General features: G+C 58.7%; 17 protein-coding genes and 2 pseudogenes. 13 read left to right on the plus strand and 6 right to left on the minus strand.

What is annotated here, in order from left to right; all coding sequences use genetic code 11:
• Positions 1 to 113 precede the first annotated feature (113 nt).
• Positions 114 to 437: a ferredoxin FdxA gene (gene fdxA, locus JFV30_RS22810; protein WP_003208688.1), complete on the plus strand. Its 324-nt coding sequence runs from the start codon at positions 114 to 116 to the stop codon at positions 435 to 437.
• 495 nt (positions 438 to 932) lie between these two features.
• Here fdxA and apbC read toward each other — a convergent pair whose 3' ends face one another.
• Positions 933 to 2027 (minus strand): iron-sulfur cluster carrier protein ApbC, encoded by a 1095-nt coding sequence (gene apbC / locus JFV30_RS22815; protein ID WP_201125244.1) that lies wholly within the window; start codon positions 2025 to 2027, stop codon positions 933 to 935.
• A 172-nt stretch (positions 2028 to 2199) separates the two neighbouring features.
• Here apbC and metG point away from each other — a divergent pair, with 172 nt between their 5' ends.
• The 8 genes and pseudogenes from metG (at position 2200) to JFV30_RS22855 (ending at position 8774) form a co-directional block, all read left to right on the plus strand.
• Positions 2200 to 4251, plus strand: a complete 2052-nt coding sequence (metG, locus tag JFV30_RS22820) for a methionine--tRNA ligase (protein WP_201125245.1) — start codon at positions 2200 to 2202, stop codon at positions 4249 to 4251.
• A gap of 101 nt (positions 4252 to 4352) precedes the next feature.
• Complete coding sequence (locus tag JFV30_RS22825) at positions 4353 to 4931, plus strand: Rnf-Nqr domain containing protein (RefSeq protein WP_201125246.1); 579 nt, start codon at positions 4353 to 4355, stop codon at positions 4929 to 4931.
• A pseudogene (rsxB, locus tag JFV30_RS22830) lies at positions 4928 to 5734 on the plus strand (electron transport complex subunit RsxB); the annotation flags it as partial. The gene JFV30_RS22825 and the pseudogene rsxB, both read left to right, overlap by 4 nt.
• A gap of 10 nt (positions 5735 to 5744) precedes the next feature.
• Positions 5745 to 6716: an RnfABCDGE type electron transport complex subunit D gene (locus tag JFV30_RS22835; protein WP_201125248.1), complete on the plus strand. Its 972-nt coding sequence runs from the start codon at positions 5745 to 5747 to the stop codon at positions 6714 to 6716.
• Positions 6713 to 7324, plus strand: a complete 612-nt coding sequence (locus JFV30_RS22840; RefSeq protein ID WP_201125249.1) for an RnfABCDGE type electron transport complex subunit G — start codon at positions 6713 to 6715, stop codon at positions 7322 to 7324. Before JFV30_RS22835 ends, JFV30_RS22840 begins: the two co-directional genes overlap by 4 nt.
• Positions 7317 to 7817 carry an Rnf-Nqr domain containing protein gene (locus tag JFV30_RS22845; RefSeq protein WP_201125250.1) on the plus strand — a complete coding sequence of 167 codons (501 nt, stop codon included), beginning with the start codon at positions 7317 to 7319 and terminating at the stop codon, positions 7815 to 7817. Before JFV30_RS22840 ends, JFV30_RS22845 begins: the two co-directional genes overlap by 8 nt.
• 25 nt (positions 7818 to 7842) lie before the next feature.
• On the plus strand, positions 7843 to 8481 hold the full coding sequence (nth, locus tag JFV30_RS22850; protein ID WP_010170146.1) for an endonuclease III: 639 nt from the start codon (positions 7843 to 7845) through the stop codon (positions 8479 to 8481).
• A 107-nt stretch (positions 8482 to 8588) separates the two neighbouring features.
• Positions 8589 to 8774: a PA3496 family putative envelope integrity protein gene (locus JFV30_RS22855; RefSeq protein ID WP_003208696.1), complete on the plus strand. Its 186-nt coding sequence runs from the start codon at positions 8589 to 8591 to the stop codon at positions 8772 to 8774.
• Positions 8775 to 8845: 71 nt separating this feature from the next.
• Here JFV30_RS22855 and JFV30_RS22860 read toward each other — a convergent pair whose 3' ends face one another.
• The 3 genes from JFV30_RS22860 to JFV30_RS22870 form a co-directional block, all read right to left on the minus strand.
• Positions 8846 to 9478 carry a response regulator transcription factor gene (locus tag JFV30_RS22860; protein WP_003208698.1) on the minus strand — a complete coding sequence of 211 codons (633 nt, stop codon included), beginning with the start codon at positions 9476 to 9478 and terminating at the stop codon, positions 8846 to 8848.
• Between the two features lie 656 nt (positions 9479 to 10134).
• Complete coding sequence (locus tag JFV30_RS22865; RefSeq protein ID WP_201125251.1) at positions 10135 to 11352, minus strand: argininosuccinate synthase; 1218 nt, start codon at positions 11350 to 11352, stop codon at positions 10135 to 10137.
• A gap of 129 nt (positions 11353 to 11481) precedes the next feature.
• On the minus strand, positions 11482 to 12390 hold the full coding sequence (locus JFV30_RS22870) for an OmpA family protein (protein WP_201125252.1): 909 nt from the start codon (positions 12388 to 12390) through the stop codon (positions 11482 to 11484).
• 156 nt (positions 12391 to 12546) lie between these two features.
• Between JFV30_RS22870 and pyrC the strand changes: the two genes are divergently transcribed.
• Both pyrC and rnt read left to right on the plus strand, forming a co-directional pair.
• Positions 12547 to 13593 (plus strand): dihydroorotase, encoded by a 1047-nt coding sequence (gene pyrC / locus JFV30_RS22875; protein WP_003208703.1) that lies wholly within the window; start codon positions 12547 to 12549, stop codon positions 13591 to 13593.
• Positions 13590 to 14267 carry a ribonuclease T gene (rnt, locus tag JFV30_RS22880; RefSeq protein ID WP_010170149.1) on the plus strand — a complete coding sequence of 226 codons (678 nt, stop codon included), beginning with the start codon at positions 13590 to 13592 and terminating at the stop codon, positions 14265 to 14267. Before pyrC ends, rnt begins: the two co-directional genes overlap by 4 nt.
• Before the next feature lie 65 nt (positions 14268 to 14332).
• Here rnt and JFV30_RS22885 read toward each other — a convergent pair.
• Positions 14333 to 14934: pseudogene (locus tag JFV30_RS22885) on the minus strand (peroxiredoxin C).
• Positions 14935 to 15171: 237 nt separating this feature from the next.
• On the opposite strand from JFV30_RS22885, the gene JFV30_RS22890 reads away from it, so the two are divergent.
• Both JFV30_RS22890 and bfr read left to right on the plus strand, forming a co-directional pair.
• Positions 15172 to 15390, plus strand: coding sequence for a bacterioferritin-associated ferredoxin (locus JFV30_RS22890; protein ID WP_003208706.1), 219 nt, complete (start codon positions 15172 to 15174; stop codon positions 15388 to 15390).
• A gap of 200 nt (positions 15391 to 15590) precedes the next feature.
• Complete coding sequence (gene bfr, locus JFV30_RS22895) at positions 15591 to 16061, plus strand: bacterioferritin (RefSeq protein WP_010170157.1); 471 nt, start codon at positions 15591 to 15593, stop codon at positions 16059 to 16061.
• Between the two features lie 77 nt (positions 16062 to 16138).
• Here the strand turns inward: bfr and grxD are convergent, their stop codons facing one another.
• The gene (grxD, locus tag JFV30_RS22900; RefSeq protein ID WP_003208710.1) at positions 16139 to 16477 is read right to left on the minus strand and encodes a Grx4 family monothiol glutaredoxin; all 339 of its coding nucleotides are present in this window, start codon (positions 16475 to 16477) and stop codon (positions 16139 to 16141) included.
• Between the last annotated feature and the right edge of the window lie 66 nt (positions 16478 to 16543).

Consider the following 16543-nt stretch of genomic DNA (forward strand, 5'->3'; position numbering starts at 1 on the left):
GCGCGGTTTGGGATGCTGCGGGCTTTTAGCCTGGCCTGCAGACTATCGCTCCCGAACCTCGCGAGCCCTGCCACAAAGGGTTTCGCTGCCGCCGCCTGAGGAGAGAATTAGAAATGACCTTCGTCGTCACCGACAACTGCATCAAGTGCAAGTACACCGACTGCGTAGAAGTGTGTCCGGTGGACTGCTTCTACGAAGGCCCGAACTTCCTGGTCATCCACCCGGACGAGTGCATTGACTGCGCCCTGTGTGAGCCAGAATGCCCGGCCGTCGCGATTTTCTCCGAGGACGAAGTCCCGGCAGAGATGCAGGAATTTATTCAGTTGAACGTTGAGCTGGCGGAAATCTGGCCAAACATCACTGAGCGCAAAGACCCGATGCCGGATGCGGCAGAGTGGGATGGCAAAAAAGGCAAGATTGCAGACCTCGAGCGCTGATAGCGTCGATGCCCTCCAAAAGGCCCGTTACGGGCCTTTTTGCATTTCTGCGGGGCGGGTTTCACTTTTCTACAGGCAAAAAAAAGGGGCGGTATGACCCGCCCACATTTTTTCCCTAGTCCCTGTGTTCCTTTTCATCGTCCTGATGAATCGCATCCTGCGAGGTTCCCTGAATCATCGTTCCGTGATGACTGTGTCAATCCGTGGACACAGGGCTGATCTTAGAGAGTTCCCGAGGAAGTTCAACGGGATCCAAATCGCCGGACTACAGGTTTCGATGTTCAGACACGAATAAATAATTGTTATATTTCAATTGGATAGAAATATAGGCAGCCGATTCGAGACGTCCGCACCGGCGAAAAAACCCAAACGCTTACGAAAAAGTAAGTGAATGCTTACACCAGCAATTACGCAAAAGGGTAACAAGCGCCCCCTGCGTGTTCGCCAGACAAGAAAAAGCCCCGACACAGTCGAGGCTTTTTCCCATCCGGTGGATCAGTCGTCGCTGACAGTGATGGTCGGCATCGCCTGGGCCTCGGCTTCCTGCAGGACGATTCGCGCGCCTACGTGACGGGCCAGTTCCTGGTAGACCATGGCAATCTGGCCATCGGGCTCGGCTACGACCGTTGGCTTGCCGCCGTCGGCCTGCTCACGAATCCCCATGGACAGCGGCAACGACGCCAGCAGTTCAACCCCGTACTGGGTCGCCAGCTTCTCGCCGCCGCCTTCACCGAACAGATGCTCGGCGTGGCCGCAGTTGGAGCAGATGTGCACCGCCATGTTTTCCACGACACCCAGCACCGGAATGTTGACCTTGCGGAACATCTCCACACCCTTGCGGGCATCCAGCAGCGCCAGGTCCTGCGGCGTGGTGACGATCACCGCGCCGGCCACCGGCACTTTCTGCGCCAGGGTCAGCTGGATATCACCAGTACCCGGTGGCATGTCGATCACCAGGTAGTCCAGGTTGCCCCAGTCGGTCTGGGTGACCAGTTGCAGCAAGGCGCCGGAAACCATCGGGCCACGCCAGACCATCGGCGTGTTGTCGTCGGTCAGGAAGGCCATGGACATGACTTCCACGCCATGGGATTCAATCGGCACGAACCATTTCTGGTCCTTGATCTTCGGCCGGGTGCCTTCGGCGATGCCGAACATCACGCCTTGGCTGGGGCCATAGATGTCAGCGTCGAGAATGCCGACGCGCGCGCCTTCGCGGGCCAGGGCCAGGGCCAGGTTGGCCGCGGTGGTGGACTTGCCCACGCCACCCTTGCCGGAGGCCACGGCCACCACGTTCTTGACGTTGGCCAGGCCCGGGATCTGCGCCTGGGCCTTGTGCGGGGCGATCACGCACTGGATGTCGACCTTGGCCGAACTGACGCCGTCCAGGCCTTCAATGGCCATTTGCAGCATCTGCGCCCAGCCGCTCTTGAACAGCGCGGCGGCATAGCCCAGCTCAAGCTGGACCGAAACCTTGTCACCCTGCACGTCGATGGCCCGTACGCACCCGGCGCTGACCGGGTCCTGGTTCAGGTAGGGGTCGGTGTATTGGCGAAGAACGGCTTCCACCGCTGCGCGATTGACGGCGCTCATGGGCTACTCCCGAAAAAAGACTGACTAAAACAGGCGGCTATCCTAACCGTTCCAGCGCTTCAGCGGCACGCTTTCGGCCGCCGGGAAAATCCTGAAACAGCCGCACGGGGTGAAATAAATTTCCCGGCGCTTTATAGTGGCCGACCTCCGTTTCATCAAGTAGCCGAGCCCCATGTCCGAGCCACGCAAGATCCTCGTCACCAGCGCCCTGCCCTATGCCAATGGTTCCATCCACCTTGGCCATATGCTTGAGTACATCCAGACCGATATGTGGGTGCGCTTCCAGAAGCATCGCGGCAACCAATGCATTTATGTCTGCGCGGACGACGCCCACGGTTCGGCCATCATGTTGCGCGCCGAGAAGGAAGGCATCACCCCGGAACAACTGATCGCCAACGTCCAGGCTGAACACAGCGCCGACTTTGCCGAGTTCCTGGTGGATTTCGACAACTTCCACTCGACCCACTCCGACGAAAACCGCGAGCTGTCGAGCCAGATCTACCTGCGCTTGAAAGACGCCGGGCACATTGCCACGCGTTCGATCACCCAGTATTTCGACCCGGAAAAGAAAATGTTCCTGGCCGACCGCTTCATCAAGGGCACCTGCCCGAAATGCGGCACTGAAGACCAGTACGGCGACAACTGCGAAAAATGCGGCGCCACTTACGCGCCTACCGACCTGAAGGATCCGAAGTCGGCCATCTCTGGCGCCACCCCGGTGCTCAAGGATTCCCAGCACTTCTTCTTCAAGCTCCCGGATTTCCAGCAGATGCTGCAAACCTGGACTCGCAGCGGCACCCTGCAGGATGCCGTGGCCAACAAGATCGCCGAATGGCTGGATGCCGGCCTGCAACAGTGGGACATCTCCCGCGATGCGCCGTATTTCGGTTTCGAGATCCCGGGCGAACCTGGCAAGTACTTCTATGTCTGGCTGGACGCGCCAATCGGCTACATGGCCAGCTTCAAGAACCTGTGCGACCGCACGCCGGAGCTGGACTTCGACGCGTTCTGGGCCAAGGATTCCACCGCCGAGCTGTATCACTTCATCGGCAAGGACATCGTCAACTTCCACGCGCTGTTCTGGCCGGCAATGCTCGAAGGTTCGGGCTACCGCAAGCCGACCGGCATCGCGGTTCACGGCTACCTGACCGTCAATGGCCAGAAGATGTCCAAATCCCGTGGCACCTTTATCAAGGCGCGCACCTACCTGGACCACCTGTCGCCGGAATACCTGCGCTACTACTACGCCTCCAAGCTGGGCCGTGGCGTGGACGACCTCGACCTGAACCTGGAAGACTTCGTACAGAAGGTCAACTCGGACCTGGTGGGCAAGGTCGTCAACATTGCCAGTCGCTGCGCCGGGTTTATCCACAAGGGCAACGCCGGTGTGCTGGTGGCTGAAAATGCCGCACCCGAGCTGACCGATGCGTTCCTGGCCGCTGCGCCAAGCATCGCCGACGCCTATGAAGCCCGCGACTTTGCCCGCGCCATGCGCGAGATCATGGGCCTGGCCGACCGTGCCAACGCCTGGATCGCCGACAAGGCACCGTGGTCGCTGAACAAACAGGAAGGCAAGCAGGCTGAAGTCCAGGCCATCTGCGCCACGGGCGTCAACCTGTTCCGCCAACTGGTGATCCTCCTCAAGCCGGTACTGCCACTGCTGGCGGCCGACGCCGAGGCGTTCCTCAACGTGCCGCCGCTGACCTGCAACGACCACGCGACCTTGCTCGGCAACCATCAGCTGAATGAGTTCAAGCCGCTGATGACCCGTATCGACCCGGTAAAAGTCCAGGCCATGACCGACGCTTCGAAAGAAGACCTCGAAGCCAGCAAGACCGACACTGGCGACGCGGCCCCGGCAGGCAACGGCGAGCTGGCGAAAGATCCATTGTCGCCGGAAATCGACTTCGACGCCTTCGCTGCGGTAGACCTGCGGGTTGCGCTGATCATCAAGGCCGAAGCCGTGGAAGGCGCCGACAAGCTGCTGCGCCTGACCCTGGACATCGGTGACGAGCAACGCAACGTGTTCTCCGGGATCAAGAGCGCCTATCCGGACCCGTCCAAGCTCGATGGTCGCCTGACCATGATGATCGCCAACCTCAAGCCACGGAAAATGAAGTTCGGCATCTCCGAAGGCATGGTGATGGCGGCGGGCCCCGGCGGTGAAGAGATCTACCTGTTGAGCCCGGACAGCGGCGCCAAGCCCGGTCAGCGCATCAAGTAAAACTGCGAACGGCCCCATGGTCTCGGCCATGGGGCGGTTTCAGCTAGTACCCCCCTCGCTTGCCGGATAATCGGATTCTGTTGGCTTAACCCGGCACGACCATGACCGATATGCTTCTCACCCTTGTCAGCACAGCCCTGATCAGCAACCTCGTGTTGCAGATGCCGCTGGCTGTCGACCCGGTGTTGGCATCCACGGCCGACTCACGCCGGCGCGTACATGCGCTGGGCATCGCCACCACGGTGCTGATGCTGCTGAGTGGCATCCTGGGTTATCTGCTTGATCACTATCTTCTGCAGCCGCTGGCGCTGACCTCCCTGCGGCTGTTTTTATTTTTGCCGGTGACGGTGTTGTTGATCCAGCCGCTGTTGAGCGTCCTGGCCCGCCGGTTACCCAAGCTGCCGTTCGATGGCCTGTGGCTGTTATTGCTGGGGAATGCCGGGGTGTTGGGCGTGGTGCTGCTGGGCACGCAAGCGGATAAAGGGCTGACACACATGGCCGCTCTGAGCCTGGGCGCAGGGCTGGGCTTCTGGCTGGTGCTGAGCCTGTTCAGTGACCTGCGCCAACGTATTGCCGACAACGACATACCGCTGCCCTTTCGGGGTCTGCCGGTGGCGTTGATCAGCGCCGGGCTGATGGCCGTGGCTTTTCTGGGTTTCAACGCAATGATCAAACCATGAGCCTGATTCAACGTATCGACGCCCTGCTGCCGCAGACCCAATGTGGCAAGTGCGGGCACCCTGGTTGCAAGCCCTACGCCGAAGGCATTGCCCAGGGCGAGGCGATCAACAAGTGCCCACCCGGCGGGCAGGAAACCATCACCGGCCTGGCGCAGTTGCTGAAGCTCCCGGTGCTGGAGCTGGACACTTCCCGGGGCGAAGCGCCCGCGCAGATCGCGTTTATCCGTGAAGCAGAGTGCATCGGCTGTACCAAATGCATCCAGGCCTGCCCGGTGGACGCCATCGTCGGGGCGGCCAAATTGATGCACACCGTGATTATCGACGAGTGCACCGGTTGTGACCTGTGTGTCGCGCCCTGCCCGGTGGATTGCATCGAGATGCGCCCGTTGACCACGGCGCTGCCGATAGTCGGCGGGCTAGCCTCCAATGATGCCGAGCGCCAGGCGCGCGACCTCAAGCGTGACCGGGCCCGACGGCGGTTTGAACAGCGCAACGCGCGGCTGCAACGTGAGGAAGAACAGAAGCTCGCCGAGCGTTTGGCCCGCACCCAGCGCGCGGCACCCGTGGCTGCGGCCGCGGTCACGGTTAACCCGGTCCAGGCAGCCATTGAGCGGGTTCGCGCGCAAAAAGCCGCCGCGATGGACGCCGCCCTGAAGAAGGCAAAGATCAACCTGGCCATGAGCCGCGCCCAGTTGCACAAGTCGCTGAAAGCGTTCGGGCATCCGCCGACCTTTGAGCAGCAGTCGCAATTGATCATCCTGCAACAGCACTTCGAAACCGCAGAACAGGCGCTTGCGGCGCTGGTGGGCGACGATGTCAGTGCTTGAAGCCGTTGATCGTCAGCAGCACGCGATGACGCGTGTGCTGCTGGCGACGGTGCCGGGTTTGCTGGGGATGTTCTGGCTGTATGGCTGGGGCGTGTTGATCAATCTATTGCTGGCTTGTGGTTGTGCGCGGGTCGTGGAGGCTGGCGTTCAGCGGCTGCGCGGGCGTTCGGTCAGTGATCTCGGCGGCCTGGTCACGGCCACGCTGCTGGCCCTGGCGCTGCCACCTTATTGTCCGTGGTGGTTATGCGTGGCCGCAGTCGCCGGTGCATTATTGCTGGGCAAGCACCTGTATGGCGGCAACCAGAATCCGTTCAACCCGGCCATGGTCGGCTATGCACTGATGCTGGTGGCCTTTCCCCAACCCATGACCCATTGGCCCGTCTCCCACGGCATGGACCTGCTGGCCGGCCTGCAACAGGTGTTCGGTGTGCAAGGTGATGCGCCGGATGCCTGGGCCCAGGCGACCGCCCTGGATGCCCTGCGGATCAATAAGAGCCTGACCATGGATGAGCTGTTTGCCAGCCACTCCGCTTTCGGGCACGTCGCCGGCAAGGGCAGTGAATGGGTGAACCTGGCCTTTCTGGCGGGCGGGCTGTGGCTGTTGCAACAACGGGTATTCAGTTGGCATGCGCCGGTGGGAATGCTCGGTAGCGTGTTCGTTATCAGCCTGTTGTGCTGGAACGGTTCGGGCTCGGACTCCCACGGTTCGCCGCTGTTCCATCTGCTCAGCGGTGCCACCATGCTCGGGGCGTTTTTTATCGTGACCGAACCGGTGTCCGGCGCGAAAAGCCCGCGTGCGCGCCTGATGTTCGGCGTCGGCGTGGGCTTGCTACTTTACCTGATTCGTACGTGGGGCGGTTACCCCGACGGCGTGGCGTTCGCCGTGCTGCTGATGAACCTGGCGGTGCCGGCTCTTGAGCGCCTGGCAACACCCAGACAGCCTGCGGTGAGCTCATGAACACCACACGGGGCCTGATGACAGTGTTACTGATCGCTGCGGCGGGGATCGCACTGACGTTGGGCGTGCAGCAGTTGACTGCCAGCCGTGCCAGCGAAGCCCAACACAACCTCCAGCGCCAGGCCTTGCTGGATATCCTCCCCGTCGGCACTTACGACAATCAGCCCCTGCAACACCCGCTCGCGATACATCCACAGGCACTGGCAAACAGCCAATTGCTGGGCGGCTACCTCGCCAGCTTGAACGGGCAACCCAGCGCAGTGCTGCTGCGCTCGCAAACCAATGGCTATGGCGGCCCCATCGAATTGCTGATCGCCATCTCCTACAACGGCAAGCTGTTGGCGGTGAAAAACTTGAGTCAGTCGGAAACCCCGAGCCTCGGTGGGCATATCGCAGAACCTGGCAATCCCTGGCTTGCAGCATTCAAGGGACTGTCCCGAGACGACTCCAAGGATTCCGCCTGGGCGCTGAAGAAAGACCACGGCCAATTCGATCAGATGGCTGGCGCGACCATCACGTCCCGGGCGGTGATCAATGGGGTTCACGATGCGTTGCGTTACTTTGATGAGCACCGCCAACGGGTGTTGGAGCCGTCAACCCATGACTAAAGCTCTGGCCCGCTCGCTGATGCTGGCGCCATTGATTGGCGTGAGCGACACGCTGCTCAAGGCGTTGGGCTTCTGGGTGCTCTCGGTGCTGATCGTGGCGCTGTATGGCCTGGGCATGCACACCCTGCGCAACCGCCTCGGCGAGCGTATGCAACTGATGGCCAGCCTGCTGATCGCCGCGACACTGGTCAGTTGCGTACAACTGCTCTTGCAAGCGTTCGCGTTGCCCTTATATCAACAGCTGGGTATTTACCTGGCACTGATCAGTGTTCAATGCGTGTTACTGGAGTTTTCGGGCTTTTTCGAAGCAGGCCAGGGCAAGGCACGCGTGCAACTGTTCGGCCTGTTTGGCGTACTGCTGGTCACCCTCGGCATACTGCGTGGGCTGATCGGTAGCGGCTCTGTCACCGCGTTGGCCCCCGTCGGGTTTATCCTGCTCGGGTTGTTGCTGGCCGGGCGACAAGCCTGGGCCCATTTTTCAAAATCACACTGACTGTCTGCAAGGAACCGCTCGCGCCATGAACGCCGCAAAACGCCTGGAAATTTTCCGCCGGCTTCACGAAGACAATCCGGAACCGAAGACCGAACTGGCCTATTCCTCGCCGTTCGAGTTGCTGATCGCCGTGATTCTCTCGGCCCAGTCCACAGACGTCGGCGTTAACAAGGCCACCGCCAAGCTGTATCCCGTGGCCAACACTCCGGAGGCGATCTATGCGCTTGGGGTGGAGGGGCTTTCCGAATACATCAAGACCATCGGCCTGTACAACAGCAAGGCGAAGAATGTCATCGAGACATGCCGGCTGCTGGTGGAGTTGCACGGCAGCGAAGTGCCGCAGACACGCGAAGCCCTAGAAGCACTCCCCGGCGTAGGACGCAAAACCGCCAATGTGGTGCTCAATACGGCATTTCGCCAATTGACCATGGCCGTGGACACGCACATTTTCCGGGTCAGCAACCGTACCGGCATCGCCCGCGGAAAGAATGTGGTGGAGGTGGAAAAACAACTGATGAAGTTTGTGCCCAAGCCGTATCTGCTGGATTCACACCATTGGTTGATCCTTCACGGGCGCTACGTCTGCCAGGCCCGCAAGCCGCGCTGTGGCAGTTGCCGCATCGAAGACCTGTGCGAATACAAGGAAAAGACTTCCGACGATTGAGCCTTCATTGCTTTTATCGATGAGTCGATTGAAAAAATCTTTTTTACCAGGCCCAGGATTATCGTTATAAGGAGCGCCAACGGCAGTCTTAGCCTGGAGTTAACGTTATGAGCACTGGCAAAGAGCAACTGGATGTAGAAGACGACGTTGTTGGCGCTGAATCCGACGATGATGCAGCAGAAGCACCGGTAGAGGTGGCCAAGACCAATTTGAGCAAACGCCGCACCATCGACAACCTTCTGGAAGAGCGGCGCTTGCAAAAACAGTTGGCCGATTACGACTTCGATCTCTAATCGACCCAACGACAAGCAGAAGCCTCCCTTGCGGAGGCTTTTTTCTGACTGCATGTAAGCGTGCCGCCGATCTATACCAACCCGTTACGCTGGGCCAGCTCGATCAAGTCCACCAGGGAGCGCGCGTTGAGCTTGAGCAGCAAGCGCGTCTTGTAGGTACTCACGGTTTTGTTGCTCAGGAACATGCCATCGGCGATCTCCTTGTTGGTCTTGCCGCGGGCCAACTGCTGCAACACCATCATCTCCCGGCCGGACAGGCGCTCGACCATGTCGGCTTCGCTGGCGTTGCCCATTGTGGAGCGCACCGAATTCAGCGCCTGGTTGGGGAAGTAGCTGTACCCGCACAGCACCGCCTTGACCGCACTCAACAGCTCGGTGAGGTCCTGCTGCTTGCACACGTAGCCGGCAGCCCCCGCCTGCATGCACCGCATGGAAAAATGCCCGGGCGCCTGGGACGTCAGCACCAGCACCTTGAACGGATGGGCCTGTTTGGTAGAGGACAGCCGGCATATAACTTCCAGGCCATCGAGTTTGGGAATTCCAATATCCAGTATGACAATGTCCGGCATATGCTCCCGTGCAAGTTGCAAGGCATCGACACCGTTATCGGTCTCGGCAACGACCTCATAACTATGACGTTCCATTAGCATACGCACAGCAAGACGAATGACGGGATGATCATCCACGATCAGCACTTTATTCATGGGCAAGTCCAATTTCGCTGTTCGAATTATTAAGAGTAAGCACAATAGCCTAGTCGTTTCACGCTGGGCATAGTGCTCCCCCCCAAACAACAGCAAGCAGAGACCCAACCCACAGAGACATCGGATTTAACCTACAAAAAAACGCCAACCTGGAGGTGTCCAGTTTTGTTGAGGCCTTCAGAACTTTCCGAGCACAAAAATATTTTGAGTGAAAATTCCCAGGATTACCGGGGACAGCGTAAACGTGCCGTACACAAGTTTCAGCAAATACCCCTTGTGCCTCCTCGAAAAACCTGTGAATCGGGGGTGAAACCGGTTTTTTTAAAGTTCCATTCGTCATAACTAGTTACGCTCCATAAATCCTACAGCCATGTCGGCATCCGACATATTCGCAGTACATTTCTGAGTGAAATTTCTGTAGTACATAGTTCCTGCACACAAGAAAAAAAAGCCACTTTCAACAATGCATCACTTATCGAGCGAAACTAATAAACATTGCCCCCGTAAAAACATAAACATTCCACCCCGCATCCTTCAGGACTGGCTTTTTTGAGCCGAACGATAAACATCACATCATCCATAATGATTTCCTGCGTATTTTCGGCCAAAAAAAATGGCCCCTTAATGGGGCCATTTTTCATTGCAACTTAAAACACTCAGAACAACTTGCGACCCTTGTTGGCCGCAATGCGCATGCGCAACGCGTTCAGCTTGATGAAGCCTGCCGCGTCCGCCTGGTTGTAGGCGCCGCCATCTTCTTCGAAGGTGGCGATATTGGCATCGAACAGCGATTCGTCGGACTTGCGGCCAGTCACGATCACGTTGCCCTTGTACAGCTTCAGGCGCACAACACCGTTCACGTGGACCTGGGAAGCATCGATCATCTGTTGCAACATCAGACGCTCAGGGCTCCACCAGTAGCCGGTGTAGATCAGGCTGGCGTACTTGGGCATCAGCTCGTCTTTGAGGTGAGCCACTTCACGGTCCAGGGTGATGGACTCGATGGCGCGGTGAGCGCGCAGCATGATGGTGCCGCCCGGAGTTTCGTAGCAACCACGGGACTTCATGCCCACGTAACGGTTCTCGACGATGTCGAGGCGGCCGATACCGTGTTCGCCACCGATACGGTTCAGGGTCGCCAGTACGGTGGCCGGGGTCATTTCGACGCCGTCCAGCGCGACGATGTCGCCCTTGCGGTAGGTCAGTTCCAGGTACTGGGCCTTGTCAGGAGCGTTCTCCGGGGAGACGGTCCACTTCCACATGTCTTCTTCGTGCTCGGTCCAGGTGTCTTCCAGCACGCCGCCTTCATAGGAGATGTGCAGCAAGTTGGCGTCCATCGAGTACGGAGACTTCTTCTTGCCATGACGCTCGATCGGGATGGCGTGCTTTTCAGCGTAGTCCATCAGCTTTTCACGGGACAGCAGGTCCCATTCGCGCCACGGAGCAATCACTTTTACGCCTGGCTTCAAGGCGTAGGCACCCAGTTCGAAACGCACCTGGTCGTTGCCCTTGCCGGTGGCGCCATGGGAAATGGCGTCGGCGCCGGTTTCGTTGGCGATTTCGATCAGGCGCTTGGCGATCAGCGGACGTGCGATGGAGGTACCCAGCAGGTACTCGCCTTCGTAGACGGTGTTGGCGCGAAACATCGGGAAAACGAAATCGCGGACGAACTCTTCGCGCAGGTCGTCAATGTAGATCTCTTTCACGCCCATGGCTTGCGCCTTGGCACGTGCAGGTTCGACCTCTTCGCCCTGACCCAGGTCAGCGGTGAAGGTCACCACTTCACAGTTATAAGTATCCTGCAGCCACTTGAGGATCACCGAAGTGTCCAGGCCGCCGGAATACGCGAGAACGACCTTGTTTACGTCGGCCATGCCATCACTCCACGGGGTTGTACGGAAAGGCGTCGATTCTACCGACCAAAACCGTGAAATTACAGAGGCGCGACAGCAAATGAAGATAAAGCGACAGATTATGTCGAGCGGGCGACGAAACGCCGGACCTTATGATGTGGCGGCGGCGTTGCCCGGCGCTTTGGCCTGGGGCGCCGGTTTCTCGGGGGCTGCCACCCGTTCGAGTTGAATATTCACCCGGCGGTTTTTCGCCCGGTTGGCCGGGTTGGTGTTCGGCGCCAATGGGTAGCTTTCGCCGTGAAAGCGCAGGGTAATCTGCGATTCCTCAATGCCATTGGCCTTGAAGTAGTCCATCACTGCCAGGGCACGACGCCGGGAAACATCACGGTTGGTCAGGCGATTGCCGCTGTTGTCGGAGTGCCCGTTCAACTCGATGTGATTGACCGTAGGGTCGGCTTTCAGGAACTCGAGAATCACCGACAGTTTTTTCTTGGCCGCCGCGTCCAGTTCAATGCCTCCACCCGGGAAGCCCACCTCGGTCTGTTTGACCTGCTCGAAATTCATCGGCAGCAGCTTGGTGGTGCACATTTGGTAGTCGTTGTAGGCCTTGCTGAATTTCGCCGGTAACAGGCGGATTTCGGAGTAACCACCCTCACGGCTATAGTGGCGCACCGTCGGGCTGCGACCTTCAAGCAGGCCGGTAAACAAGCGTCCCGCCTGGGCCTGGGAACTGTTAAACAGCACATCGCCACTACCGATCCGCACCGCACCCAGGTTGATATCACCACGTCCCGGTTGCCACGGCGCAGCCGCTGCCAGCAGGGTTGCGGAACCGCCGCCCATCGAACCGTTAAAGGCTTTCAGACGAAACGTCGCCTGCTCGCCGGCCCGGCGTACGAACTCGCCCGTGCCGAAATCGGTGATCGGCTGGCTCAAGCGGCACTCGAATTTATCGCCCTCCACTTTCCACTCAATATTCTCCAGACGTGTCTGGAACGTGAGGGCCATCGAGGGCAGGCTGGCGAACACACTGAGCAGGGCTAGATAATGCTGGCGCACGGGAGGCTCCACTGGTTTCTACAACACATCAAGGCGTCATACATCGTTAAGGCATACCCAGGGATATCGGTCGCATCCTGCAAAACTTGATAGCGAGTGCCTGCAAGAGTCTTTTCCGGTAGCATTCCCACCAGATTGACCCGCCTGGAATCCCCAATGTCCGACCGCCTGACCCTGCTGCGTCCCGACGACTGGCATATTCATCTTCGCGATGGTGCTGCGTTGCCCCAAACCGTGGCCGATGTAGCGCGCACGTTTGGCCGCGCCATCATCATGCCTAACCTGGTACCTCCGGTGCGTAACGCCGCGGAAGCCGATGCCTATCGCCAGCGCATCCTCGCTGCACGACCGGCCGGCAGCCGTTTCGAACCGTTGATGGTGCTGTACCTGACCGACCGCACCCAGCCCGAAGAAATTCGCCAGGCCAAGGCCAGCGGTTTCGTGCACGCCGCCAAGCTGTACCCGGCCGGTGCGACCACCAACTCCGATTCCGGCGTAACCAGTATCGACAAGATTCTGCCGGCCATCGAAGCCATGGCGGAAGTCGGCATGCCGTTGCTGATCCACGGTGAAGTCACCCGTGGCGATGTCGATGTATTCGATCGTGAAAAGATCTTCATCGACGAGCACATGCGCCGCGTGGTGGAGCTGTTCCCGACCCTCAAGGTCGTGTTCGAGCACATCACCACCGCCGATGCCGTGCAGTTCGTCACCGAGGCTTCGGCCAACGTCGGCGCGACCATCACCGCGCATCACCTGTTGTACAACCGCAACCACATGCTGGTGGGCGGGATTCGGCCGCACTTCTATTGCCTGCCGATTCTCAAGCGCAATACGCACCAGGTGGCGCTGCTGGATGCCGCCACCAGTGGCAGCGAGAAATTTTTCCTCGGTACCGACTCCGCCCCCCACGCCCAACACGCCAAGGAAGCAGCGTGCGGTTGTGCTGGTTGCTACACCGCCTATGCGGCGATCGAGTTGTATGCCGAAGCGTTCGAACAACGCAACGCGCTGGATAAGCTTGAAGGGTTCGCCAGCCTCAACGGCCCGCGTTTCTATGGCCTGCCGGCGAATACCGACCGCATTACCCTGGTCCGTGAAGACTGGACCGCCCCCACCAGCCTGCCGTTTGGCGAGCTGACCGTTATCCCGCTGCGCGCCGGTGAAACACTGCGCTGGCGCCTGCTGGAGGAACACCCGTGAGTGAAGACCATTACGACGACGACCAGGAACACGGCGGCGGTGGTGGCGGTTCTCGTCACCCGATGGCCGAGCGTTTTCGTGGCTACCTGCCGGTCGTTATCGACGTAGAAACCGGCGGCTTCAATTGCGCCACTGACGCATTGCTGGAAATCGCCGCCACGACCATCGGCATGGATGAACAGGGTTTCGTGTTCCCGGAACACACCCATTTCTTCCGCGTCGAGCCGTTCGAAGGCGCCAACATCGAAGCCGCGGCTTTGGAGTTCACCGGGATCAAGCTCGATCACCCACTGCGCATGGCCGTCAGTGAAGAAGCGGCGCTGACCGACATCTTCCGTGGCGTGCGCAAGGCGTTGAAGGCCAATGGCTGCAAACGCGCAATCCTGGTGGGCCACAACAGCAGCTTCGACCTGGGCTTCCTCAACGCGGCTGTGGCGCGCCTGGACATGAAACGTAACCCGTTTCACCCGTTCTCCAGCTTCGACACCGCGACCCTCGCTGGCTTGGCCTATGGCCAGACCGTACTGGCCAAAGCCTGCCAGGCCGCCGGTATCGACTTCGACGGTCGTGAGGCCCACTCGGCCCGCTACGACACCGAGAAGACGGCCGAGCTGTTCTGCGGCATCGTCAACCGCTGGAAACAGATGGGCGGCTGGGAAGACTTCAACGACTGAAGCCAACGCCCGCGCATAAAAAAACCGGCCTTCTCAGGCCGGTTTTTTTGTCCCGCGAATCCGGCTTACAGCTTGCCGGCGTTCTCGGTCAGGTAAGCCGCAACGCCTTCTGGCGAAGCGTTCATGCCTTTGTCGCCTTTTTCCAGTTGGCAGGGCAAACTTCGCCGTGCTCTTCGTGGAATTGCAGAGCGTCAACCAGACGGATCAGCTCTTCCATGTTACGGCCCAGCGGCAGGTCGTTGATGATCTGCGAGCGCACAACGCCCTTGTCGTCGATCAGGAACGCGCCACGGAAAGCCACGCCGCCTTCGGACTCAACGTCGTAGGCCTTGGCGATGTCGTGCTTCATGTCGGCAGCCATGGTGTATTTGACTTTGCCGATACCGCCATCATTGATGGCAGTGTTGCGCCAGGCGTTGTGGGTGAAATGGGAGTCGATGGAAACGGCTACCACTTCAACGTTGCGTGCCTTGAAATCGTCCATGCGGTGATCCAGGGCGATCAGCTCCGAAGGGCAGACGAAGGTGAAGTCCAGCGGGTAGAAGAACACCAGGCCGTATTTGCCTTTGATGGCTTCAGACAGTTTGAAGCTGTCTACGATTTCGCCATTGCCGAGGACGGCGGGTACGTCGAAATCCGGGGCTTGTTTGCCGACGAGTACGCTCATTGGGTATCTCCTGATGGTGGTGACTGAAGTAAAAGGATCCGCCCCAGTGTGCCGAAGCTAAACGACAGGCCTGTGACGCGATCACGCTTCGTGAAGACCGACCATCATACCGGAAAAAAGCCGTTCGTCAGTGAGCCTGCTTGCAAACAGCAAGCCTTGTGAAACTACTTTGACAATCATTCTCGTTAACATTAAGATCCGTCGCACTTAAGCCTTAAACCGCGATGGTTCTCCCTTATGTATGTCTGCCTCTGCACTGGCGTCACCGACGGACAAATCCGCGAAGCGATCTATGAAGGTTGCTGCAGCTACAAGGAAGTACGTGAAACCACCGGCGTGGCCAGCCAATGCGGCAAATGTGCCTGCCTCGCCAAGCAAGTGGTACGGGAAACCCTGACGCAGCTGCAAACTGCCCAGGCTGCGATCCCCTACTCAGCAGAATTTACACACGCATAATTGGCGTGTTTTAAAGAACCGGACTTAGTGTCCGGTTTTTTTATGCCCGAAATTCAAACAGTTAGCGCCAAGACGCGGAACACAAACATTCTTATTCCGATTAATTTTCATTTATTATTCAATAACTTAGGTTTGACAGTAGTCATTACGCCGCTCAAACTCCGCCTTATATACAGCTAATACAGGGCAGGACCCCAATCATGAAAGGCGACATTACAGTCATCCAGCAACTCAACAAAATCCTTGCCAATGAACTGGTCGCGATCAATCAGTATTTCCTGCATGCACGCATGTATGACGATTGGGGCCTGGAAAAGCTGGGCAAGCGTGAATACAAAGAATCCATCAAGGCCATGAAGGACGCTGACGCGCTGATCAAGCGCATCCTGTTTCTGGAAGGCCTGCCGAACGTGCAGGACCTGGGCAAGCTGAACATCGGCGAGCACACCCAGGAAATGATCAACTGCGACCTGAACTTCGAGCGCAAGAGCCACACCGACCTCAAGGCCGCCATCGCTCATTGCGAAACCAAGGGCGACTTCGGCAGCCGCGAGTTGCTGGAAGATATCCTTGAAGACCAGGAAGAACACATCGACTGGCTGGAAACCCAAATCGGCCTGATCGACAAAGTGACTATCGAGAATTACCTGCAATCGCAGATGGGTGAATAACCCTTAGTTCCCGGCCACTAAAAAGCCCCGCTCTCTTTCGAGAAGCGGGGCTTTTTATTGCCGCAGCCTGGAAAAAATCAGGCTTCGGTCTTCGCCGCAGCCTTGGCTGCTGCGTCTTTGATCAGTGCCTGCAACGAACCGTCAGCCGCCATTTCGGTGATGATGTCGCTACCGCCGACCAGCTCACCGGCCACCCACAACTGCGGGAAGGTTGGCCAGTTGGCGTACTTCGGCAGGTTGGCGCGGATTTCCGGGTTCTGCAGGATATCCACGTAGGCGAACTTCTCGCCACATTGCATGATTGCCTGGGAAGCCTTTGCGGAGAAGCCACACTGAGGCGCGTTAGGTGCGCCCTTCATGTAAAGCAGAATAGTGTTGTTGGCAATCTGCTCTTTGATCGTTTCGATGATATCCATGGAACACCTCGGCTGGAACTTTCCGACTCATGGGTCGGCACGGTGGCGCATTGTAACGCAAACCCC

It is taken from the genome of Pseudomonas sp. TH32 (assembly GCF_016650855.1).
Lineage (GTDB): Bacteria > Pseudomonadota > Gammaproteobacteria > Pseudomonadales > Pseudomonadaceae > Aquipseudomonas.

Coding starts and splice junctions, on each gene's coding strand:
- fdxA (WP_003208688.1), top strand. CDS start 114: ATGACCTTCGTCGTCACCGACAACTGCATCAAGTGCAAGTACACCGAC.
- JFV30_RS22840 (WP_201125249.1), top strand. CDS start 6,713: ATGAACACCACACGGGGCCTGATGACAGTGTTACTGATCGCTGCGGCG.
- JFV30_RS22890 (WP_003208706.1), top strand. CDS start 15,172: ATGTATGTCTGCCTCTGCACTGGCGTCACCGACGGACAAATCCGCGAA.
- JFV30_RS22835 (WP_201125248.1), top strand. CDS start 5,745: ATGTCAGTGCTTGAAGCCGTTGATCGTCAGCAGCACGCGATGACGCGT.
- nth (WP_010170146.1), top strand. CDS start 7,843: ATGAACGCCGCAAAACGCCTGGAAATTTTCCGCCGGCTTCACGAAGAC.
- apbC (WP_201125244.1), bottom strand. CDS start 2,027: ATGAGCGCCGTCAATCGCGCAGCGGTGGAAGCCGTTCTTCGCCAATAC.
- JFV30_RS22845 (WP_201125250.1), top strand. CDS start 7,317: ATGACTAAAGCTCTGGCCCGCTCGCTGATGCTGGCGCCATTGATTGGC.
- metG (WP_201125245.1), top strand. CDS start 2,200: ATGTCCGAGCCACGCAAGATCCTCGTCACCAGCGCCCTGCCCTATGCC.
- grxD (WP_003208710.1), bottom strand. CDS start 16,477: ATGGATATCATCGAAACGATCAAAGAGCAGATTGCCAACAACACTATT.
- pyrC (WP_003208703.1), top strand. CDS start 12,547: ATGTCCGACCGCCTGACCCTGCTGCGTCCCGACGACTGGCATATTCAT.
- JFV30_RS22860 (WP_003208698.1), bottom strand. CDS start 9,478: ATGAATAAAGTGCTGATCGTGGATGATCATCCCGTCATTCGTCTTGCT.
- JFV30_RS22825 (WP_201125246.1), top strand. CDS start 4,353: ATGACCGATATGCTTCTCACCCTTGTCAGCACAGCCCTGATCAGCAAC.
- JFV30_RS22865 (WP_201125251.1), bottom strand. CDS start 11,352: ATGGCCGACGTAAACAAGGTCGTTCTCGCGTATTCCGGCGGCCTGGAC.
- JFV30_RS22855 (WP_003208696.1), top strand. CDS start 8,589: ATGAGCACTGGCAAAGAGCAACTGGATGTAGAAGACGACGTTGTTGGC.
- bfr (WP_010170157.1), top strand. CDS start 15,591: ATGAAAGGCGACATTACAGTCATCCAGCAACTCAACAAAATCCTTGCC.